19 protein-coding genes, 3 tRNA genes and 1 pseudogene are annotated in these 22,421 nt (G+C 47.3%); 19 read left to right on the forward strand and 4 right to left on the reverse strand.

Annotation, left to right across the window (positions count from 1 at the left end):
* Together ACVCAM_RS08825 and ACVCAM_RS08830 are read right to left on the reverse strand one after the other, a co-directional pair.
* The coding region (locus ACVCAM_RS08825) for a hypothetical protein (RefSeq protein ID WP_447093573.1) at positions 1–908 on the reverse strand (908 nt) is incomplete at its 3' end.
* A complete protein-coding gene (locus tag ACVCAM_RS08830; RefSeq protein WP_155267963.1) occupies positions 901–3,297 on the reverse strand; it encodes a hypothetical protein in 2,397 nt (798 codons plus the stop codon). The genes ACVCAM_RS08825 and ACVCAM_RS08830, both read right to left, overlap by 8 nt.
* A 240-nt stretch (positions 3,298–3,537) precedes the next feature.
* Between ACVCAM_RS08830 and ACVCAM_RS08835 the strand changes: the two genes are divergently transcribed.
* The 7 genes from ACVCAM_RS08835 (at position 3,538) to sdiA (ending at position 9,226) form a co-directional block, all read left to right on the forward strand.
* Positions 3,538–4,257, forward strand: coding sequence for an RNA polymerase sigma factor FliA (locus ACVCAM_RS08835; RefSeq protein ID WP_008500338.1), 720 nt, complete (start codon positions 3,538–3,540; stop codon positions 4,255–4,257).
* Between the two features lie 54 nt (positions 4,258–4,311).
* Positions 4,312–4,863, forward strand: a complete 552-nt coding sequence (gene fliZ, locus ACVCAM_RS08840) for a flagella biosynthesis regulatory protein FliZ (RefSeq protein ID WP_008500339.1) — start codon at positions 4,312–4,314, stop codon at positions 4,861–4,863.
* An 86-nt stretch (positions 4,864–4,949) separates the two neighbouring features.
* Positions 4,950–5,750: a cystine ABC transporter substrate-binding protein gene (tcyJ, locus tag ACVCAM_RS08845; RefSeq protein ID WP_021240470.1), complete on the forward strand. Its 801-nt coding sequence runs from the start codon at positions 4,950–4,952 to the stop codon at positions 5,748–5,750.
* 106 nt (positions 5,751–5,856) lie between these two features.
* On the forward strand, positions 5,857–6,843 hold the full coding sequence (gene dcyD / locus ACVCAM_RS08850) for a D-cysteine desulfhydrase (RefSeq protein ID WP_407223496.1): 987 nt from the start codon (positions 5,857–5,859) through the stop codon (positions 6,841–6,843).
* A 21-nt stretch (positions 6,844–6,864) separates the two neighbouring features.
* Positions 6,865–7,533, forward strand: coding sequence for a cystine ABC transporter permease (gene tcyL, locus ACVCAM_RS08855; protein WP_008500342.1), 669 nt, complete (start codon positions 6,865–6,867; stop codon positions 7,531–7,533).
* Positions 7,530–8,282 carry an L-cystine ABC transporter ATP-binding protein TcyN gene (tcyN, locus tag ACVCAM_RS08860; RefSeq protein ID WP_447093574.1) on the forward strand — a complete coding sequence of 251 codons (753 nt, stop codon included), beginning with the start codon at positions 7,530–7,532 and terminating at the stop codon, positions 8,280–8,282. The genes tcyL and tcyN overlap by 4 nt, the downstream gene beginning before the upstream one ends.
* A 221-nt stretch (positions 8,283–8,503) precedes the next feature.
* Positions 8,504–9,226: a transcriptional regulator SdiA gene (gene sdiA, locus ACVCAM_RS08865; RefSeq protein WP_008500344.1), complete on the forward strand. Its 723-nt coding sequence runs from the start codon at positions 8,504–8,506 to the stop codon at positions 9,224–9,226.
* A gap of 67 nt (positions 9,227–9,293) precedes the next feature.
* On the opposite strand, the gene ACVCAM_RS08870 is transcribed toward sdiA, so the two are convergent.
* Entirely contained in the window at positions 9,294–9,518 is a 225-nt protein-coding gene (locus ACVCAM_RS08870) for a DUF2594 family protein (RefSeq protein ID WP_008500345.1), read from the reverse strand.
* Positions 9,519–9,543: 25 nt separating this feature from the next.
* Positions 9,544–9,612, reverse strand: a pseudogene (locus ACVCAM_RS08875) (hypothetical protein); the annotation flags it as partial.
* A 371-nt stretch (positions 9,613–9,983) separates the two neighbouring features.
* Between ACVCAM_RS08875 and uvrY the strand changes: the two are divergent.
* The 12 genes from uvrY (at position 9,984) to ACVCAM_RS08935 (ending at position 22,381) form a co-directional block, all read left to right on the forward strand.
* Positions 9,984–10,640, forward strand: coding sequence for a UvrY/SirA/GacA family response regulator transcription factor (uvrY, locus tag ACVCAM_RS08880; RefSeq protein WP_023293888.1), 657 nt, complete (start codon positions 9,984–9,986; stop codon positions 10,638–10,640).
* Entirely contained in the window at positions 10,637–12,469 is a 1,833-nt protein-coding gene (gene uvrC, locus ACVCAM_RS08885; RefSeq protein WP_039024164.1) for an excinuclease ABC subunit UvrC, read from the forward strand. Before uvrY ends, uvrC begins: the two co-directional genes overlap by 4 nt.
* A gap of 56 nt (positions 12,470–12,525) precedes the next feature.
* The gene (gene pgsA / locus ACVCAM_RS08890) at positions 12,526–13,074 is read left to right on the forward strand and encodes a CDP-diacylglycerol--glycerol-3-phosphate 3-phosphatidyltransferase (RefSeq protein ID WP_008500348.1); all 549 of its coding nucleotides are present in this window, start codon (positions 12,526–12,528) and stop codon (positions 13,072–13,074) included.
* Positions 13,075–13,226: 152 nt separating this feature from the next.
* A tRNA-Gly gene (locus tag ACVCAM_RS08895) sits at positions 13,227–13,302 on the forward strand.
* A gap of 46 nt (positions 13,303–13,348) precedes the next feature.
* Positions 13,349–13,422, forward strand: a tRNA-Cys gene (locus ACVCAM_RS08900).
* Between the two features lie 11 nt (positions 13,423–13,433).
* Positions 13,434–13,520, forward strand: a tRNA-Leu gene (locus ACVCAM_RS08905).
* 260 nt (positions 13,521–13,780) lie between these two features.
* The gene (locus ACVCAM_RS08910) at positions 13,781–15,304 is read left to right on the forward strand and encodes a type I restriction-modification system subunit M (protein WP_407223494.1); all 1,524 of its coding nucleotides are present in this window, start codon (positions 13,781–13,783) and stop codon (positions 15,302–15,304) included.
* Positions 15,294–16,559, forward strand: coding sequence for a restriction endonuclease subunit S (locus ACVCAM_RS08915; RefSeq protein ID WP_025912259.1), 1,266 nt, complete (start codon positions 15,294–15,296; stop codon positions 16,557–16,559). The genes ACVCAM_RS08910 and ACVCAM_RS08915 overlap by 11 nt, the downstream gene beginning before the upstream one ends.
* Before the next feature lie 21 nt (positions 16,560–16,580).
* Complete coding sequence (locus ACVCAM_RS08920; RefSeq protein WP_047747332.1) at positions 16,581–19,865, forward strand: type I restriction endonuclease subunit R; 3,285 nt, start codon at positions 16,581–16,583, stop codon at positions 19,863–19,865.
* Entirely contained in the window at positions 19,862–20,617 is a 756-nt protein-coding gene (locus tag ACVCAM_RS08925; RefSeq protein ID WP_025912261.1) for a M48 family metallopeptidase, read from the forward strand. Before ACVCAM_RS08920 ends, ACVCAM_RS08925 begins: the two co-directional genes overlap by 4 nt.
* 41 nt (positions 20,618–20,658) lie before the next feature.
* A complete protein-coding gene (locus tag ACVCAM_RS08930) occupies positions 20,659–21,150 on the forward strand; it encodes a hypothetical protein (protein ID WP_155267964.1) in 492 nt (163 codons plus the stop codon).
* Positions 21,151–21,253: 103 nt separating this feature from the next.
* Positions 21,254–22,381 carry a PD-(D/E)XK nuclease family protein gene (locus tag ACVCAM_RS08935; protein WP_025912263.1) on the forward strand — a complete coding sequence of 376 codons (1,128 nt, stop codon included), beginning with the start codon at positions 21,254–21,256 and terminating at the stop codon, positions 22,379–22,381.
* Positions 22,382–22,421: the final 40 nt, after the last annotated feature.

A 22,421-nucleotide genomic window follows, 5' to 3' on the forward strand; every position in this document is an offset into this window, starting at 1 on the left:
TTAGGTATTTCAATCCCTGTATTGTCATATAATGATAACGGGTGCTCTTGATAAATGATATAAATTTTTCTTTTGATGCACTCTTTCATTATTGCTTTTATCTTTTCGTTGACTTCATCAGTTTTCAGTTTATTGATGGTGCGGTATCGGCTATTATTATGCTTAACAGCAAGTCCAAGCGGTCCATGATTGAATATCGCGATAATAGCGCTTTTTTCAGGAATGCCATACTCTGCTTTGAATTGATCAGTTTCTTTAAAAGCAGTTGAATGGTACTTTCCGATAAGATTATACTTGTTAAGTATTATGGATTTTAGTTTCTCCCACAATTCAGGGTCAGGCACGTATTTATCATATAAATTCTCTATCATCAAACTTGTTAATAATTCTGATTGAAGATAATTATCCCCAATATCCATCATCAGTGTATTTTTTAGGAATCCACGCTCCATTGACCAAAAAGGGATGCCTCTCTGCAATGCAATATTTCGTACAATCCAATTCGTTATATCATTACTTTGCCAACCAATTATAGTTGCTGGATTAATAGCGGTTATCAGCTCACTATAAAATGCTATGCCACAATTAGCAATTTCATGTGAAACAGATAGACTACATTGATATTGCGTAGATAATGAGCTAAGAATATCCTCCGTAGCAATAAAATTAGAAGTTCGTACATCAATATTATTGGTATTTTGGTAATGCAAATCCGCAATGTGATAGTGTATGGGTATTGTAAAAAAAGACATATTAGGTAATTCTGTAGTGGTGGCAACAATTAAATGCATGTGTTTTTTTTGAAGCTCAAGAGATAGAGCTTCCCAGAATAAAAAAACACTATCATCTACTTCAACAGGTACATTATTAAATGCTAACACAAGCCCATTGGAGAAAAAATCATCCATTATTAATCTCCGCGTCACAACTATCGCCAATGGGACGATATACAATATGAATAACATCATCATTGCGAGAATTGCGAGGTCTGAAGTATAAAATCGAGGCAGGGCTAAGACCTGTGATGATACCTTTTGCAACATCTGCGCCATCAATAAACCAATCATTATTTATATGTAACTCTTGCATTTGAGAGTCATTGTATGCTTTGTATACGAGGTTTGTTTTTATTCTGGATACAGATATCAGTTCTATACCATTACACTTATCATTCAGTTTCATTACTATTTCTGCCGTAACTATAGGAATATAGAGAGAGTAGCATCCTTCATGAGTATACATAGCGGTTAATTTTTTTGTAACAACAGTAGTGTTGTTAATATAGAGAATATCAACCAATTTCTTGCGGTAGGACGCATCGGTTAAGGACCAAGTAAGCCCATAACGATAACTGCTTAGGAGTGCAATAGATTGTTCTATGCCACTATAACGTAATTCTGTCGGTGTATTAGTAATGTTTATATTGGCATTACTATCAGTTAGTAAAGAAGGTCCAAATTTTTTCATCTGGTAATTATGTTTGCTTAGGTTGTACAGTGTTGAAATCTGATCAGAACCAAGATTGATATCGAATTTCATATTACTGAAACAGCGTATTTCACTTTCTGTTGGGAAATAAATAAAACGGAATAAGTCAATAATTGAGGAAGTAATTTCATACTCTGCTTCGTAAGCCAAATTGGTTGTGGGTGAACCGATAAAATATAATGCTTCGTTCTGTATTTCTCTTATTAAAGATAGATGCTTCTCACTGATACTTGGTGCTTCGCCTACAGGAATACCTTCGTCAGTATAATCTACAGTTGAATTCCGATGAGATGAGCAAAGGGATTCATAAATTGCAATATGGTTTGTCAAGGCTTTGATTGTACGGTAGTCAAAAGTCTCAGGGGTCACTATCCCCGTTCGGTTACTTTTCCATTCCGGGGTATATGAAACAATCATGTAACAACCAGAAATAGTAATAGATAACTCTTCTTGTAAAATGGTTTGCAACAAATTCTGTGTTGTGCCCTCGTACCCTAAATCAACTAATAATAAATGATCGCCAGCCTTAATGCCTGTGCTGTTTATAATATGTTTAATTAGCTTTTTGCGATATTGCATGGAATTATTAATAATATGTTGAGTGTAATTTTTACTGAGGATGATTTTTATTAGCTCGTTGATTTTATAGTTTCCTTGGCTAAGCTTTTTTTTAAGAGAAATCATGTCTTTTTGATTAATTCCAAAGTGTTTGGATACTAATTTCAGTGTCTCGTCGTTAACATATTGATCCGCAATATCATCATCCATACTATTAAAAAGAGTAATGATATGATCACTAATACTTTCTTTTGATATGAAACTTGCGCGAATAGAGCATAAGCGAGAAATATAAACATCATGCGTTTCTATTTCCGGGTGTAAGATATTAAAAGCTAAGCGTGGCATAAAACCATCACGCATTAAAAAAGCAATTTTTGTATTATTTTTCTTTTTATAATCTTCAAAGATTTTATTTGCAAAACAACGCAACGTTGGACCGAGAATGCCCCAGCCAATTAATTTTTGTGCCGATGTCTCATCATCGACATTTTCGGAAAACCAACTATGCCACAAGTTAGGGATAGGCGCTTCTTTGCGTAATTTAGGGAAGATGAGAGTCGCTACGCTCTCTCGTTGTCTAAAAATTTTATTTATTTCATCGTGGGTATGACGAAAATGAATGGCGTCAATGCCCAATTTATTTGGTGAAATAAAATCAGCTGCTTTATTATCACCGATGTGAATTAACTGCGCAGCAGGTACTTTTTCTTGGTTTAAAACCTTATCCCACAGTCCTGTCGTCTTTCCGACTCCGTGTTCGCTTGAACAATAAATATCATCAATCAAATATGAAACTTGAGGTGACAACGATGTTATAATATGCCTTAGCTGTGTTTTATTAAAATAAATGTCACTGACGATGATGGTTTTATATTTTTTTTCTTTCGCAAGCTTCAACAGATTTATGGTTGGCTCATGTAGGAAGCCATATTTTATTTCTGCGGCAATCTCCTTTTGAATATATTCATCAATAAGGGTTGGGTTAGCCAATGGTAACAATTGCTTGTATATTTCAGCTAAATTTACCTCCGAGTGACCACAATTAATCATTTTTTTAGCGCGCGCACGTTGCTCAGCTTGTACCCGACTGACAATATCTATTGAGGGGTCAATGACGGTAAAAACATCTATAGGTGAAGCCATTTTTCGCCAGAAAAGAGTATCGAAGCAATCGAACGAAATTACTCTGGCATTAGAATTTGCAATATATTCATAAAGTTTAGTTAAAGATGTGTATTCTGCTTTCATGCTCGTCACCTAAGGCAAATGAAGTCTATTGTTGCGCTTGCTTGAGCAAAGTTATGCATCGAAAAACGAGGTTTATTTCCTTTTATTCATACGATTCGTACATGGTGGTAGCGCTTCAACAGTGCTTGAAATTTTTTAGTCTCCAAATAACCCCCCATTTCACCCACTATTCTCCCGATTAAAACCCCTCCAGAATCGGATAATCATGCCGATAACTCAACTAACGCAGGGCTGTTTATCGTGAATTCACTCTATACCGCTGAAGGTGTAATGGATAAACACTCGCTGTGGCAGCGTTATGTCCCGCTGGTGCGTCACGAAGCATTGCGCCTCCAGGTGCGCTTGCCGGCGAGCGTGGAACTCGACGATCTGCTACAGGCGGGCGGTATCGGGTTATTGAATGCAGTTGACCGATACGACGCTCTGCAAGGAACGGCATTTACGACTTACGCAGTTCAGCGTATTCGTGGTGCGATGCTGGACGAGCTGCGCAGCCGTGACTGGGTACCGCGCAGTGTTCGCCGCAACGCACGCGAAGTGGCGCATGCGATGGGGCAGCTGGAACAGGAACTGGGACGCAACGCAACGGAAACTGAAGTGGCGGATCGTCTTGGCATTGCTGTTGAAGAGTATCGTCAGATGTTGCTCGATACCAATAATAGCCAACTCTTCTCTTATGACGAGTGGCGAGAAGAGCATGGCGATAGCATCGAGCTGGTGACGGATGAGCACCAGCAAGAAAACCCGTTACACCATTTAATGGAAGGGAATTTACGCCAGCGCGTCATGGAAGCTATTGAAGCTCTGCCTGAACGCGAACAGCTGGTATTGACCCTTTATTACCAGGAAGAGCTTAACCTCAAAGAGATTGGCGCTGTTCTGGAGGTGGGAGAGTCGCGGGTGAGCCAGCTGCACAGCCAGGCCATTAAACGCTTACGAACCAAGCTGGGTAAGTTATAGGTGATTGATTCACCTTAAAAATGCCGCACAACGTATTGACAACCAGGAGTTATCATGACGGTGCAGCAATCTAAAAGACGGCCTTTAAGCCGCTACCTTAAAGACTTTAAACACAGCCAGACGCATTGCGCCCACTGTAACAAGTTACTCGATCGTATCACGCTGGTTCGCCGCGGCGAAATCGTCAATAAGATCGCGATTTCTCGCCTCGACACGTTGATGGACGAAGCAGCATGGCTCGAAGAGCAAAAAGAGTGGGTGGCGCTTTGCCGTTTCTGTGGCGATCTCCACTGCAAAGAGCAAAGCGACTTCTTCGACATTATCGGCTTCAAGCAGTTCCTGTTTGAACAAACGGAGATGAGCCACGGCACCGTTCGCGAATACGTGGTTCGCCTGCGCCGCCTCGGGCAACATCTGACCGTGAACAACATTTCCCGCGATCTGCTCAAAACCGGTTATCTCGACGAGAACCTGGAGCCGTGGCTGCCTGCGACCAGCACCAACAACTACCGGATTGCGCTGCGCAAGTACGCACAATATAAGGTACAAATGCCGGGTGCCATAAAGCAGAAAGCCCACGCCGGAACAACTTCTGATATATATTAAAAAAGAATAAGATGTAGCGCAGTCGCCTTTGACGTTGCAGGCGATTTCTCTACACTACGTAAAAATTCCACTATATCGGGGTATTTATGAAATTTGCACTTCTGGGTCGTCAGGCGCTGATGGGTGTTATGGCCGTTGCGCTGGTTGCGGGCATGAGCGTGAAAACGTTCGCCGCAGAAAACCTGCTGAATAAAGTAAAAGAGCGCGGTACGCTGCTGGTCGGGCTGGAAGGAACCTATCCTCCGTTCAGCTTCCAGGGCGATGACGGCAAGCTGACCGGTTTTGAAGTGGAGTTTGCTGAAGAGCTGGCAAAACACCTCGGCGTGAAAGCGTCCCTGAAACCGACCAAATGGGACGGTATGCTGGCGTCGCTGGATTCGAAACGCATTGACGTGGTCATCAACCAGGTCACCATCTCTGACGAGCGTAAGAAAAAGTATGACTTCTCCACCCCGTATACCGTGTCCGGTATTCAGGCGCTGGTGAAGAAAGGCAACGAAGGCACCATCAAAACGGCTGCGGACCTGAAAGGGAAGAAAGTCGGTGTCGGTCTGGGAACCAACTACGAAGAGTGGCTGCGCCAGAACGTTCAGGGCGTGGATATCCGCACCTATGATGATGACCCGACGAAATACCAGGATCTGCGCGTGGGCCGCACCGACGCCATTCTGGTTGATCGCCTGGCAGCACTGGATCTGGTGAAGAAAACCAACAACACCCTGGCGGTAGCGGGTGATGCGTTCTCTCGTCAGGAATCCGGCGTGGCCGTTCGTAAAGGTAACGAAGACCTGGTGAAAGCGATTGATTCCGCGATTGCTGACATGCAAAAAGACGGTAGCCTGAAGGCGCTTTCCGAGAAGTGGTTCGGGGCAGACGTCACGAAATAAGTTTCTGACGTAAAAAAAGGCGCTTTTAAAAGCGCCTTTTTTATTTCTTACGCGTCTGCGTGCATAATGAAAAATATCACATTTTGTCTGAGTTACCGGAGCATCCATGTCACTACAGAATTTAACGCGCTTTCCCCGCCTGGAGTTCATCGGCGCGCCGACGCCGCTGGAGTATCTCCCGCGATTTTCTGATTATTTAGGGCGCGATATTTTTATTAAGCGTGATGACGTGACGCCCATGGCGATGGGGGGCAACAAGCTGCGCAAGCTGGAGTTTCTGGCGGCGGACGCCCTGCGCGAAGGTGCGGATACGCTCATCACTGCCGGGGCCATCCAGTCCAACCACGTTCGCCAGACGGCGGCCGTGGCGGCGAAGCTTGGGCTCCACTGCGTGGCGTTGCTGGAAAACCCGATTGGCACGCGGGCTGAAAACTATCTCACCAACGGTAACCGCCTGCTGTTAGACCTGTTTAACGTGCAGGTTGAGATGGTTGACGCGCTGACCGACCCGACCGCCCAGCTCGATGAGCTGGCGACGCGTCTGGAAGCGCAGGGTTTTCGCCCCTACGTTATTCCCGTCGGCGGTTCGAATGCGCTGGGCGCGCTGGGGTACGTGGAAAGCGCGCTGGAAATCGCGCAGCAGTGCGAGGGGGCGGTGAGTCTCTCCTCCGTCGTGGTCGCGTCCGGCAGTGCGGGCACCCATGCCGGGCTGGCGGTGGGGCTGGAGCAACTGCTTCCGGAGGTCGAACTGATTGGCGTGACGGTGTCCCGCAGCGTGGCGGATCAGAAGCCGAAAGTGGTTACGCTACAGCAGGCGGTTGCAGAGCAGCTGGAACTGAAGGCAAAGGCCGATATTCTGCTCTGGGATGACTATTTTGCGCCGGGTTACGGCACGCCGAACGAAGAGGGAATGGAAGCGGTGGAACTGCTGGCGCGCCTCGAGGGCATACTGCTCGATCCGGTCTATACCGGCAAAGCGATGGCGGGACTGATCGACGGCATTGCGCAAAAACGCTTTAAGGATGAAGGGCCGATTTTGTTTGTCCATACCGGCGGAGCGCCTGCGCTGTTTGCCTACCATCCTCATGTCTAAAAATCAGGTCGAAAAATAATAATGCAAGAAAGTATTCAACTGGTTATTGATTCTCTGCCGTATCTGCTGAAAGGTGCGGTATTTACGTTGCAGCTCAGTATCGGCGGGATGTTCTTTGGGCTGGTACTGGGATTTATACTGGCCTTAATGCGCTTGTCGCCTGTCCTGCCGGTGCGCTGGCTGGCGCGCTTTTATATCTCCGTGTTTCGCGGTACGCCGCTTATCGCCCAGCTCTTTATGATCTACTACGGCTTACCGCAGTTCGGAATCGAGCTGGATCCGATTCCGGCGGCGATGATTGGCCTGTCGCTCAATACCGCGGCGTACACCTCCGAAACCCTGCGTGCGGCCATCTCCTCCATTGACAAAGGGCAGTGGGAAGCGGCGGCCAGTATCGGGATGACGCCCTGGCAGACGCTGCGCCGGGCCATCCTGCCGCAGGCGGCACGCGTGGCGCTTCCGCCGCTCAGCAACAGCTTTATCAGCCTGGTGAAAGATACCTCCCTGGCGGCAACGATTCAGGTTCCGGAGCTTTTCCGTCAGGCACAGCTCATCACCTCCCGTACGCTTGAGGTCTTTACCATGTATCTGGCCGCCTCGCTAATTTACTGGGTGATGGCGACGGTGCTCTCTGCTCTGCAAAACTATTTCGAAAACCAGCTTAACCGCCAGGAGCGTGATCCAAAATGAGTGCAATTAACGTAAAAAACCTGGTGAAAAAATTCCACGGTCAAACGGTGCTCCACGGGATCGATCTGGAAGTCGAGCAGGGCGAAGTGGTGACGATTATTGGACCGAGCGGTTCGGGAAAGACGACGCTGCTGCGCAGCATTAACCTGCTTGAACAGCCGGAAGGCGGTACCATCCGCGTCGGGGATATAACGATTGATACCGGGAAATCCATCAGCCAACAAAAAGGGTTGATTCGCCGCCTGCGCCAGCATGTCGGCTTTGTTTTCCAGAACTTTAACCTTTTCCCGCATCGTACTGTGCTGGAGAACATCATCGAAGGGCCGGTGATCGTTAAAGGTGAGCCAAAAGAAGAAGCGACGGCGCGTGCTCGCGAACTGCTCGCCAAAGTCGGGCTGGCGGGGAAAGAGACCAGCTATCCGCGTCGCCTGTCGGGCGGGCAGCAGCAGCGCGTGGCGATTGCGCGCGCGCTGGCGATGCGCCCGGACGTGATCCTGTTTGATGAACCGACCTCTGCGCTCGATCCGGAACTGGTGGGCGAGGTGCTGAACACCATTCGCCAGCTGGCACAGGAGAAACGTACGATGGTGATCGTGACCCATGAAATGAGCTTTGCGCGCGATGTCGCTGACAGAGCCATCTTTATGGATCAGGGACGGATCGTGGAGCAGGGGCCAGCGAAAAGCCTGTTCGCTAACCCTCAACAGCCGCGAACCCGTCAATTCCTTGAAAAATTCCTTATGCAGTAGCATTTTTGCACGCATTTGCTCCAGAAATTGATTCTGGAGCAAATTATTCTCCCTCTGCGCGAGGGCTTCTGTTTTTTTATTCCATCCAGATCGGATAAACCTTATCGATAGTAAAGTTAATTGTGCTATTGCCGATATTTTGTGGCTAGAAAAAAGTTTTATGTGTTAGTTTATATTCACCATAATAATGATTATCTGTTCAGAGGCTTCATTTAGTAAGTATGAAGGATTTAGACTTTTTCACCTGGCGACGGGATTGCTCCCTCCGGTTTCAGGAATTGACCTGTGCCGCCGAGGTATATCAGGAGCTGGAGCGACAAACTCAGGCGCTGGAATTCGATTATTACGCGCTCTGCGTGCGCCATCCCGTGCCATTTACCCGCCCTAAGATCTCCCTGCAAACCACTTACCCAAAGTTGTGGATGGCGCAATATCAATCCGCGAACTATTTCGCGATTGATCCGGTTTTAAAACCGGAGAATTTCATTCAGGGCCATCTCCCCTGGACAGATGCATTATTCGCCGAGGCGCAGGAATTATGGCACAGCGCCCAGGATCACGGTTTACGCTCGGGAATAACGCAGTGCCTGATGCTGCCAAATCATGCGCTTGGTTTCCTGTCCGTGTCTCGTACGCGTGTACAGGAAGGGCCATTAGCCCATGAAGAAATAGAGCTGCGGTTGCAAATGCTGGTGCAAATGGCCTTAACCTCGCTGATGCGTTTTGACGATGAGATGGTCATGCCGCCGGAAATGAAATTCAGCAAGCGCGAGCGTGAAATTCTGAAATGGACTGCGGAAGGGAAGACGTCAGCGGAAATAGCGATCATTCTCTCGATCTCAGAGAATACCGTTAACTTCCATCAGAAGAATATGCAGAAGAAATTCAACGCGCCCAACAAGACGCAGATCGCGTGCTATGCGGCGGCAACGGGACTGATTTGACGCAGTAAAACGTTCTGCGTGACAGACGAGCGAACGGCTGAATGCACTGCATCCAGCCGTTTTTTTGTTACTGGCGGTACGCTTGCTTGATTTGCTTAACGGTGTTAGCAAATACCGCTGATTCAGCCTGGTCTTCCATCTCCGCGATTTGTTTTTCCATTTTAATGATCACACGACCGGCATCAGCCTGGCCCATCGCCTGCAGCATCAGCGTTAGCAGCGCTTTCAGGCAGTTTACTTCCTGTGCCAGTTCCTGGTTATTCTCCGCAGTGGCAAATTCAGGTGTGCTCATTTATTTTCCTCATTATTAAACGGCGCTAAAGCGCGACGACGAAAGTCAAGGCGGCGGAGTATACCACAAGCTGAAGCAAAAAATGCAGCGGTTGTTTTTCGTACTTTTACGCTGATGTTTAATTGCGTAAACAGATCGTACCGGTAAACTCAACCCGCTTAATGATTATTAATTGTTTACTTCGGGTTCGCTTGCCGTTAATTATTGTTACAAAAAGTTGAACCCTGTTTTTGCGCAGGTTAAGCCAGCCCGTTTTTTGTAACTTTTTGAATACAGATGGTTAAAAAAAGCTGCAAGAGCCCTGAATGCACGGGCTCTCTTTCCACCGCCTGTACAGCCTAATTTCCAAAAACGAGAGCAAAATCGAATAGCCGGTTTTTTAACGTTTTAATCTTGTCAGGAAAACCGTTAATATAAACCAAATTATCACACAGTAGCGTTATCCCTATTCTGGAGACATTTCCTTTGATCAACGTCCTTCTTGTTGATGACCACGAACTGGTGCGCGCAGGGATACGACGCATTCTTGAAGATATTAAAGGTATTAAAGTTGCCGGTGAGGCATGCTGTGGCGAAGATGCGGTAAAATGGTGCCGTACCCACTCCGCTGATGTGGTGCTGATGGATATGAACATGCCCGGTATCGGTGGTCTTGAAGCAACACGCAAAATCGCGCGTACCTTTGTAGACACTAAAGTCATCATGCTGACGGTGCATACCGAAAATCCACTGCCCGCGAAAGTGATGCAGGCGGGCGCGGCGGGTTACCTGAGTAAAGGTGCTGCACCGCAGGAGGTTGTCAATGCTATCCGTTCTGTGTATGCCGGACAGCGTTATATTGCGTCCGACATCGCTCAGCAGATGGCGCTGAGTCAGATCGAGCCCGAGAAAACCGAATCACCCTTTGCCAGTTTGTCCGAGCGTGAATTGCAGATTATGCTGATGATCACCAAAGGTCAGAAGGTGAATGAGATCTCGGAACAGCTGAATCTCAGCCCGAAAACGGTAAACAGCTATCGTTATCGGATGTTCAGTAAACTGAACATTCATGGTGACGTCGAACTGACGCATCTGGCCATCCGACATGGTTTGTGTAATGCGGAGACGTTGTTAAGTCAGTGAGTGATGTGTTCGATTCAAAAGCATTTCTGAAAACCGTAACCAGCCAGCCTGGCGTCTATCGCATGTATGACGCTGGCGGTACGGTTATCTATGTGGGGAAGGCAAAAGATCTTAAAAAACGCCTTTCCAGCTATTTTCGCAGTAACCTGGCCTCCCGTAAGACCGAAGCGCTGGTCTCACTCATCCAGAATATTGATGTTACCGTCACGCACACGGAGACAGAAGCGCTGCTGCTTGAGCACAACTATATTAAGCTCTACCAGCCGCGCTATAACGTCCTGTTGCGTGATGATAAATCCTATCCGTTCATCTTTCTGAGCGGCGACACCCATCCGCGCCTCGCCATGCACCGTGGTGCAAAACATGCGAAGGGTGAATATTTCGGGCCGTTCCCCAACGGCTATGCCGTGCGAGAAACGCTGGCGCTGCTGCAAAAAATCTTCCCGATCCGCCAGTGTGAAAACAGCGTTTACCGTAACCGTTCGCGCCCGTGCCTGCAGTACCAGATTGGACGCTGCCTGGGGCCGTGCGTGGCAGGGCTGGTCAGTGAAGACGAGTATGCCCAGCAGGTGGAGTATGTGCGCCTGTTCTTAGCCGGCAAGGACGATCAGGTGTTAACGCAGCTGATCGCGCGGATGGAAAAAGCCAGCGCCGCACTCGAGTTCGAAGAGGCCGCGCGTATCCGCGATCAAATCCAGGCGGTGCGCAGAGTGACTGAGAAACAGTTTGTCTCAAATACCGGTGACGATCTCGACGTCATCGGCGTGGCCTTTGACGCCGGAATGGCCTGCGTGCACGTGCTGTTTATTCGCCAGGGCAAAGTGCTCGGCAGCCGCAGCTATTTCCCGAAAGTGCCTGGCGGTACCGAACTGGGTGAAGTGGTGGAAACCTTTGTCGGCCAGTTCTATCTGCAGGGCAGCCAGATGCGCACGCTGCCTTCTGAAATCCTGCTCGATTTTAATCTTGACGATAAAACCCTGCTGGCCGATTCGCTCTCTGAACTGGCGGGGCGCCGGGTCAATGTACAAACCAAACCGCGCGGCGATCGCGCGCGCTATCTGAAGCTGGCGCGGACCAACGCGGCAACGGCGCTGAGCACGAAGCTGTCGCAGCAGTCGACGGTGCACCAGCGTTTAACGGCCCTGGCGGCGCTGCTGAAGCTGCCGGAAGTGAAACGGATGGAGTGTTTCGACATCAGCCATACGATGGGTGAACAGACGGTCGCGTCCTGCGTGGTGTTTGATGCTAACGGTCCGCTGCGCGCCGAGTATCGCCGCTATAACATCACCGGCATCACCCCGGGCGATGACTATGCGGCGATGAATCAGGTGCTGCGTCGTCGCTATGGTAAAGCCATAGAAGAGAGCAAGATCCCGGATGTGATCCTGATTGACGGTGGGAAAGGGCAGCTCGGCCAGGCGAAAGCGGTATTTGAATCGCTTGATGTCAGCTGGGATAAAAACCATCCGCTGCTGCTGGGCGTCGCAAAAGGGGCCGATCGTAAGGCCGGTCTGGAGACACTGTTCTTCGAGCCGGAAGGTGAGGGCTTCAGCCTGCCGCCGGACTCTCCGGCGCTGCACGTCATCCAGCATATTCGCGATGAATCGCACGATCACGCTATCAGCGGTCACCGCAAAAAACGGGCGAAGGTGAAAAACACCAGCTCACTCGAGACGATCGAAGGCGTGGGGCCAAAACGTCGCCAGATGCTGCTGAAGTATATGGGCGGATTGCAAGGATTACTCAACGCCAGCATGGAGGAAATTGCAAAAGTGCCGGGTATTTCGCAAGGGCTGGCAGAAAAGATCTACTACTCGTTGAAACATTGAGGGCTCTGTAGCAACATAGAGCTAAATTTTACTGACAACAAATAGTTACCGTCACTATGCAATATAACATCCCTACGTTGCTCACTCTTTTTCGTGTCGTACTCATCCCGTTCTTTGTGCTGGCGTTTTACCTGCCAGTTGTCTGGGCACCCTTTGCCTGCGCATTGATCTTCCTTATTGCAGCGGTAACAGACTGGTTTGATGGCTATCTGGCGCGCCGCTGGAATCAAAGCACCCGTTTCGGTGCCTTCCTCGATCCGGTGGCGGATAAAGTGATGGTCGCGATTGCGATGGTGCTGGTGGCTGAGCACTATCATACCTGGTGGGTAACGCTGCCTGCGGCAACCATGATTGGCCGTGAGATTATCATCTCCGCGCTGCGCGAGTGGATGGCGGAGCTGGGAAAACGCAGCAGCGTGGCGGTCTCCTGGATTGGGAAAGTGAAAACGACGGCGCAGATGGCGGCGCTGGTCTGGATGCTGTGGCGTCCGAACGCCTGGGTTGAGTGGGCGGGGATTGGCCTCCTGTGGGTGGCGGCAGTGCTGACGCTGTGGTCAATGCTGCAATATTTGAACGCTGCGCGCGGAGATTTGCTTGATCAGTGATCGTTTCGCCGTAATTTTCAGCAAACGATCCGGGGATGCAAAAAATAACGTTGACTCATAACGTCATATCAGTAGAATGCAACGCATCGAACGGCGGCACAGCAAGCCGGACGATAATTAAATCAAGTGGTTAGACATTTACTTGATGACATGCGGGAATAGCTCAGTTGGTAGAGCACGACCTTGCCAAGGTCGGGGTCGCGAGTTCGAGTCTCGTTTCCCGCTCCAGATTAAAGACATGCGCAACAGCGGGTGTCAGTTTGAAAAGTTTTACGGCGCGTTAGCAAAGCGGTTATGTAGCGGATTGCAAATCCGTCTAGTCCGGTTCGACTCCGGAACGCGCCTCCACTTTCTTTCCTGGCCGGATGGTGGAATCGGTAGACACAAGGGATTTAAAATCCCTCGGCGTTCGCGCTGTGTGGGTTCAAGTCCCACTCCGGCTACCATGGGAAACAAAGAATAATCAAAGCAATAAGCAGTGTCGTGAAACCACCGAAAGGTGGTTTTTTTGTATCTGCAATTCACGTATTAACTGCACATATTCCCCGGATGACCTCGATTTAATTAACTCATTTTACGTGCGCGTTTTGGGTCAAAACATAGTGACTTAACGTGTCCGATTGCGTGTTTTCAGGTATTATCAAAACCCTATTTCCTTCTATATTTCCCGGCATTTCGGGCTGGCATTCTCATACCAGGATGATTCATGAACGACAAAATCAGTCAGGATACGATCAATAAAGCCCTGTGGGCCGCGTGTGATACGTTCCGTGGCACCATCAGTGCTGATACCTATAAAGACTTTATCCTTACCATGCTGTTCCTCAAGTACATTTCTGATGTCTGGCAGGATCACTATGACGAATATAAAGAACATTATGGCGATGCGCCGGAGCTGATTGAAGCCATGATGGCAAACGAGCGTTTTGTGTTACCGAAAAGCGCCAGCTTTTATGCGCTGTATGAACGCCGTCATGAGCCGGGTAACGGTGAGCGTATTGATCAGGCACTACACGCTATTGAAGAAGCCAACGGCACCAAACTGAAAGATGCCGGGAAAAGCGTGTTCCAGGATATTTCGTTTAACACTGACCGCTTGGGTGAAGAAAAACAGAAGAACACCATCCTGCGCCAGCTGCTGGAAGACTATGCCGGTGAAGATCTTAACCTGAAGCCAAGCCGTGTAGGTACGCTGGACGTTATCGGTAATGCCTATGAATATCTGATCAAAAACTTTGCTGCCAGTGGTGGACAGAAGGCCGGTGAGTTCTATACCCCTCCGGAGGTCTCGGACCTGATTGCTGAACTGCTTGATCCGCAACCGGGTGACACCATCTGTGACCCTGCCTGTGGTTCTGGTTCGTTGTTAATGAAGTGTGGGCGTAAAATTGTCTCCGGGCATGACAGCCGTAATTATGCGTTGTTTGGTCAGGAAGCGATCGGTTCTACGTGGTCGCTGGCGAAAATGAATATGTTCCTGCACGGGGAAGACAACCATAAAATCGAATGGGGCGATACCATTCGTAACCCGAAGCTGCTCGATAAAAATGGCGACCTGATGCTGTTTGATATAGTGACCGCTAACCCGCCGTTCAGCCTGGATAAGTGGGGACATGACGAGGCCGAGAACGATAAGTTTGGTCGTTTCCGTCGCGGTGTGCCGCCGAAGACTAAAGGCGATTACGCCTTTATCTCGCATATGATAGAAACCCTGAAACCGGGGACAGGTCGTATGGGCGTAGTCGTACCACACGGTGTGCTGTTCCGTGGCTCCAGCGAAGGTAAAATTCGCCAGAAACTGATTGATGAAAATCTGCTGGATGCTGTGATTGGCCTGCCTGAAAAACTGTTCTACGGTACGGGTATTCCCGCTGCGATTCTGATTTTCAAGAAGCAGAAAGTGGATGACAAGGTGCTGTTTATTGACGCCAGCCGCGAATTTAAGGCGGGTAAAAATCAGAACCAACTCAGCGTAGAAAATATCCAGAAGATCGTTAAAACCTATCAAGAAGGCGATAACGTCGAGAAATATGCCTACCTTGCCAGCCTGAAAGAGATTCAGGACAACGACTATAACCTCAATATTCCACGCTATGTTGATACTTTCGAGGAAGAGGATGAGATTGATTTATTGGCTGTTCGCGTTGAACGCGAGGAATTGAAGGCGGAACTGGCGAAACTGGAAACGGAGATGGCGGGGTATCTGAAGGAGTTGGGTTATGGTGCCTAAGGGGTGGTCAATCGTACATGTAAGTGACTTATTTGAGGTCCAGCTTGGGAAAATGCTTAATAAAGAGGCAAAGGCAAAAGGACCTCAGTTTAAATATTTGGGCAACTCCAATGTCAAATGGGGAAGCTTTGAACTATCAAACCTAAATACGATGTTTTTTAATGAAAGAGAAATTAATAAATTTTCGTTAAGAGTTGATGATATCGTTATGTGTGAAGGTGGTGAGGTCGGGCGTTGCGCAATTTGGCAGGGCCAAGAAGAACATATTTATTATCAAAAAGCGTTACATCGACTTCGTAGCAAAGGAAAAGTTAGTCCTTATTTTTTTCAAGCCTATATTGAGAGTATTGCTGGAACAAAGTTACTGGATGATTACACAACTCGAACAAGTATTGCTCATCTTACGAGAGAGAAGCTGTTAGCTTTACCTGTAGTTCTTCCCCCTCTTCCTGAACAGAAAAAAATCGCCCAAATTCTGTCAACTTGGGATAAGGCAATTGCGGTGACGGAAAAGCTTCTCGCCAACAGCCAGCAGCAGAAAAAATCCCTGATGCAACAATTGCTAACAGGGAAGAAAAGACTATTTAGTGAGAATGGCGAAAGATTCCATGCGAATTGGTCATATCTATCAATAGCCTCAGTATTTAGCATTATTACTGATTATGTCGCCAGTGGTAGCTTTGCCTCGTTAAGAGAAAATGTTTCAGTATCAGATGATGAAGATTTTGCTCACTATGTGAGACAAACTGATTTATCTGCGAGATTTAAGAATGATAATTTGAAGTGGGTTGACAAAAAAAGTTATGAGTTTCTTAAAAAATCCAATCTTTATGAAGGTGATATTCTTTTTGTAAATATCGGTGATTTAGGTAGGGTTTACTATATGCCAAAATTGAGTAAGCCAGCTACTGTTGCGCCAAATTTAGTAGTGTTGAGAGTGAATCATCAAAATGATTCTAAGTTCATTTACTATTTACTAGATAGCGATGTTGGTCAAAAAGAAATAGATAAAATAAAAAGTGGTACAGGCCTACCGAAAATCAGCAAAACAGAATTTAAAACGATGGGATTTAGTATACCCTCATTAGCTGAACAACAAAAAATCGCCGCTGTCCTGTCCGCTGCCGACGCCGAAATCTCCACCTTGGAGAAAAAAATCGCCTGCCTGAAAGACGAGAAAAAAGCCCTGATGCAGCAATTACTGACCGGGAAACGTCGTGTCAAAGTAGAAGCTGAAGAAGCCGTGAGTGCTTAACGCGAAGAACAAGGAAAGCTCATGAACCAGACGTACACGCCAAAGTTCCAGGAAGAATACAGCGCCAAAATTCCTGCGCTGACATTACTAACCAGCCTTGGCTGGACGTTTTTATCCCCGAAACAGATCATGGGTTATCGTGGTTATAAACAGGATGAGGTGGTGCTGCGTCCGGTTCTGCGTGAGGCGTTGTCGAAGCGTTCCTTTATGGCGAGCGGTAAAACTTGCCAGTTATCGGAAAAGGCACTGGATAACCTGATATCGCAGGTTTGTTCTCCGGCGTTGAACGAAGGGCTGCTGAAAGCCAATGAGCGGATGTATAACCATCTGCTCTACGGGATCGCCGTGACCGAGTTTGTCGATGGTAAGAAGGTCAACCCCACCATTGCGCTGATTGACTGGGAACATCCGGAAAATAACCAGTTCCACTTTACTGAAGAATTTACGGTATTGCGGTCAGGCGGTGTTGAAACCCGCAGACCGGATATTGTCTGTTTTGTTAATGGTATTCCGCTGGCTGTTATTGAAGCGAAAAGCCCGGCTGGTCACGGCAAGAAAGGGCCAACCATTGACGAGGGGATATCCCAGAGTATCCGAAATCAGCTCAATGATGAAATCCCGCAGCTGTTTGCCTACAGCCAGATATTACTGTCGATTAACGGGCATGACGGGCGCTACGGTACCTGTCATACACCAATGAAATTCTGGGCGGCATGGCGCGAAGAAGATATTACTGACGCGCAGATGTATGCGCTGCGCAACCATAAGTTATCGACTGAACAAATTCATGCGTTGTTTGATCATCGTCCTTCAGCCGATCTCGACTGGTACCAACAGTTAGTAGCCGCTGGTGAACTGGCTGTCAGTGGACAGGATAAGCTGCTTATCAGCCTGCTTTCGCCGGAACGTCTGCTGGAGATGACCCGCTTCTTCACCCTGTTTGATAAAAAGACCGGCAAGATTGTCGCCCGCTATCAGCAGGTGTTCGGGATTAAAAGACTGCTGGAACGCATCAGTATTCGCAGACCGGATGGGGGCAGGGAAGGTGGGGTGATCTGGCATACCACGGGGTCAGGTAAATCGTACACCATGGTTTTCCTCAGCAAGGCGCTGATCCTTCATGACAGCCTGAAGCAGTGTCGCATTGTGGTGGTGACGGACCGTGTCGATCTTGAAGGGCAGCTCAGCGGTACTTTCGCTTCTGGTGGAGAACTGGCCGGGAAGGATGATAAGGCCAAAGCGATGGCGACCTCAGGTCAGAAGCTTGCACTGCAAATTGGCTCTGGTAAAGAACGTATAATCTTTACCCTTATCCAGAAATTTAACTCAGCGACAAAATTGCCTGAATGCGTCAACACCAGCCCCGACATCATCGTTCTGATTGATGAAGGACACCGTAGCCAGGGGGGGGAGAACCATGTGCGAATGAAACTGGCACTGCCGAACGCCGCCTTTGTGGCATTTACTGGAACGCCATTACTAAAAGAAGATAAGACCACCAATAAATTCGGGCCGATTGTCCATGCTTATACCATGCAGCGGGCGGTAGAAGATCAGGCCGTGACGCCTCTGCTTTATGAGGAACGTATTCCTGATCTTGAGGTAAACGACCGGGCAATAGATGCGTGGTTTGACCGTATTACCGATGGGTTAAGTGAAGCGCAAAAAGACGACCTTAAGCGTAAATACGCCCGTAAAGGTGAGGTTTACAGTGCAGATGACCGCATCCGACTGATCGCGCTGGATATCGCCACTCACTTTTCGAAATACATTAATGACGGGCTGAAAGGGCAACTTGCCTGCGACAGCAAAATCTCCGCCATTAAGTATAAAAAGTATCTTGATGAAGCCGGGTTGTTTGAATCAGCAGTGGTGATCAGCCCGCCGGATACCAGGGAAGGGAACACCGAGGTAGATGAAAGCAAACTACCGGAAGTGACGAAATGGTGGAAGGATAACGTCGGCACCCAGGATGAGTCTGTGTATACCCGCAATATCATTAGCCGTTTCGATACCGATGATAAGCTCAAATTGCTGATCGTAGTTGATAAACTGCTCACCGGGTTTGATGAACCGAAGAATACCGTGCTGTATATCGACAAACCGCTTAAGTCCCACAACCTAATCCAGGCGATTGCCCGGGTGAACCGACTGCATCCACTGAAAAAGTTTGGCCTGCTGATTGATTATCGCGGCATTCTGGCTGAGCTGGACACCACTATCGGTAAATATCAGGATCTCGCCTCCCGAACCCAGGGAGGATACGACATCAAAGATATTGACGGGCTGTACAGCGCCATGAGCTCTGAATACAAGCGCCTGCCGCATCTGTATAACCAGCTGTGGGCCATATTTGCTGGTGTCAAAAACAAAAATGATACTGAGCAGTTACGTGCGGTACTGGTGCCTAAAATGGAAGAACGTGACGGAGAGATGGTCGATATCCATCAGAAAACCCGTGATGATTTCTTCGAGGTGTTAACGGCCTTTGCCGGATGCCTGAAAGTGGCACTGCAGTCCGCTACCTTCTTCACCGATAAGAGCTTTACGGAACAAGACCGAAATCTCTATAAAGAAACCGTAAAACAGATGTCCAGCCTGCGACAGTGGGCAATGCAGGTCAGCGGCGAGCAGGTCAATTATGACGACTACGCTGAGCAGGTGAAAAAACTGCTGGATAAGCATGTCACCGGCGTTGAGGTTCGTGAACCGGATGGCGTGTATGAAGTCGGTAAAATGGGCAAGAGTGAAAAGCCCGAAGAGTGGGACAACAATAAAACCCGCAATGAAACCGACATCATCAAAACCCGTGTGACAAAGATGATTGAGCAGGAGCTGCGTGACGACCCGTATGCTCAGGAGGCCTTTTCCAAACTCCTGCGCATGGCAATCGAAGAGGCTGAAAAACTGTTCGACCATCCACTGAAACAATACCTCCTATTCCGTGAGTTTGAAGAAAAAGTTGAAGCCCGTAAGCTCGGCGATATCCCGGATGCACTGGCGGTAAACAAGCATGCTCAGGCGTATTACGGTGTATTTAAAAAAGAGCTACCGGAGGTTTTTGCGATTAACGACATTCAGGTGCAGGAGAAGTGGACGAAGCTGGCTTTTGAAGTGGACTGCATTATCGTCAAAGCAGTGGCAGAAAACTCCCTGAACCCTCAGGATATCGAGAAAGCAGTCAAGACAAATCTCTTACCGCTGCTGTTTACGGCCTGCCGGGAAATAGGGGCCGGAATGAACCAGGTAAACCGTATTGTGGAAACTATCATCCAGATACTGCGCGTTGGTTTGATGAAATCATGAGTGAAAAAGAGTCGCCAGCAATGAAAGCTATACGCATTGTCTATGGTGATGAAGCCATTGCCATACAGTGTGTTCCGCGTCAGGTCGTTAAGGGCAGGGTGCTCATCAAGGTGCATCCGGACTGCCGGGTTGTGGCCTCTGTACCGCCAGAAACACCGGAGCACGAGGTGTTGTCTGCGCTGAAAAAAAGAAGTCGCTGGATATACCAGCAACTGCGTGATTTCAGGGAGCAACAGACGCACATTGTTCCGCGTCAGTATGTCAGCGGAGAAAGCCATTACTATCTTGGCAGGCAATATCAGTTGAAAGTGACAGAAGACGCTACGGTGCCGCAACGAGTGAAAATGTTGCGTGGGCGACTGGAAGTGTCGGTCAGGCACAAATCGGCAGAAAAAGTTAAAGCGTTGCTGGCCGAATGGTATCGGGAACGCGCCAGAGATGTCTTCCAACGCAGACTAGATTTATTGATACCGCAGACCCTTTGGGTTAGTGAGCGTCCCCCGATACGTTTGCGGGCGATGCAAACGCAATGGGGTAACTGTTCAGCAAAAGGCTGTCTGACCCTGAATCCATGGCTGGTTAAGGCATCCTCAGAATGTATCGACTATGTCTTGCTACATGAGTTATGCCATGTTGCTGAGCACAACCACAGCGAGGAGTTTTACCGTCTGATGGGGCAGGTTATGCCGGGCTGGGAAAAGGTTAAGAAACGGCTGGACGGGATGGCTGGGATGTTGTTGGCTGATATGTGATTTTGGGGCTTATTCTAATTTAGAAACTAATCGGGGAAGTTATGTATTCAGTATCAAAGTATATTTTTTATACCACTCTGATTCTTTATGTCCTGACATTACTAACTGTCAGCTATGTTGGTGTCTGTTTAACTTATGTGGCTATTCCGGTGATTGTTGTTTCTGGATTATTAATGAAACTTCTCGGTAAAAGAAAGAGTAAATCAGGAGAAGTATCAAATGTCGTAGCCAGGGTGCTAAATGATACAAATGCCGGGCTGGAACGTTTTAATGAAGGCATGCACTGGTTCAATGAGAAAAACAGAATCATAAATGAAAAAACAAAACCTCTTAACGAACAAATTCATGCAATAAGAATGAAAATGATTGAGTCGGAGGTAAAGTTAAAATATGAAAATGACCCTGAAAAAAGAAAAACACTTAATGTTTTAATTGAAAGTATGGAAAAAGATATCAGGATTATACAATCCCAGAAACATGAAATTAAAATGGCGATAGAGATAAATATTGTCCGCAAGAGGATTAATGAATAATGTTTGAGTTTTCTGCATAGATATTGATTAATGTTGACAGTTTTCAATAACTAAAATATCAAACAAATGGCATAGTAAACATGATTGTTAAAGGGAGGTTATATTGCATTCTGAAGCGTTGGCTATCGAATTTATTGAACAACTCAAAGGCATCTCGGTTGAGGATGATGTTGAATTCAATTTTTTTGAATTGGGAGGTTCCGGATATCTCGAAAACCCAACAACGGATTTGATGGCTTTGTTTATGGGAGCCCAGAAAATGGTGCCGCCATGGTTGCTAAAAGCATTGTTATGTTGCCTGGATGATTCCCTCGATGTTGATGAAATTGATTTCACCTCTCTGGAATTAATGAGAGAGGCCAGAACAGAGGATGGGAAATATCTTGATATTCTTATCAGACATGATGAATTCATCATAGGTATTGAGCATAAAGTTTTGGCTGATACATATAATCCTTTTCCCAGCTATGTAAGTCTCATTGATAGCTACGGCGGCAACAATCAAAATCTTTTTCGTTGTATATTAAAGCCTGATGGTAACTGCGCTAAAGGCGTAGACGGTTGGCGACTGATCAATTATTCATTGCTGCTGGAAAGCGCCATCCGACGTCTGGGGTTAGAGATGATGAATCAAGATTTCAGCAAGTGGACAGTTTTTTATCAGGAGTTTTTAAGTCATCTTAAAAAATTGAGTGAGGCTGGTATGGATAATGTATCTGATAAAAATGTTGAGTTTGTTACTGAAAATTTCTCGGCTTTGATAAAGTCGGTTAAATTGCTGGAAATGTACCAAAATGCAATCACGGAGGAAGCGAAATCGGTTGTCTCAGAAGTACTGCCTGATATTCATATAGCAACAGGAATTAATAACTGGAAGGGTTACTATAAAGCAATTCATCTTATGCCAGGATGCTGGGGGCAAGGTAAAACAGGAGTTACACTAGTTTACCGCCCTAATGAAGATGGAAGAGGTGAAGCAGAATTCTACGTAAATGGTTGGATACATTCAGATGATTACTCTGAAGTTAATGCACTAAAAGAAGAAATACGAGTTGCTTTAAGTACTGGTAATTTTATTCCAACTGCCAGCCCTGAAGACTACGAGGTATTAATTACAGGGAAGGGACAAGTACTTGAGCTGAGCTTTTGGGGGAATACGAGAAGCAAAAAAGATGCACTGGTACTTCTTAAGGATATGACTAAGTGGATTGACTCAAAAATAAGAACATAAGTAACATCACTGAGTGAAAACGCTCTGCTTTAACTTGGGG

The organism is Enterobacter sp. CFEC122, from assembly GCF_052983755.1.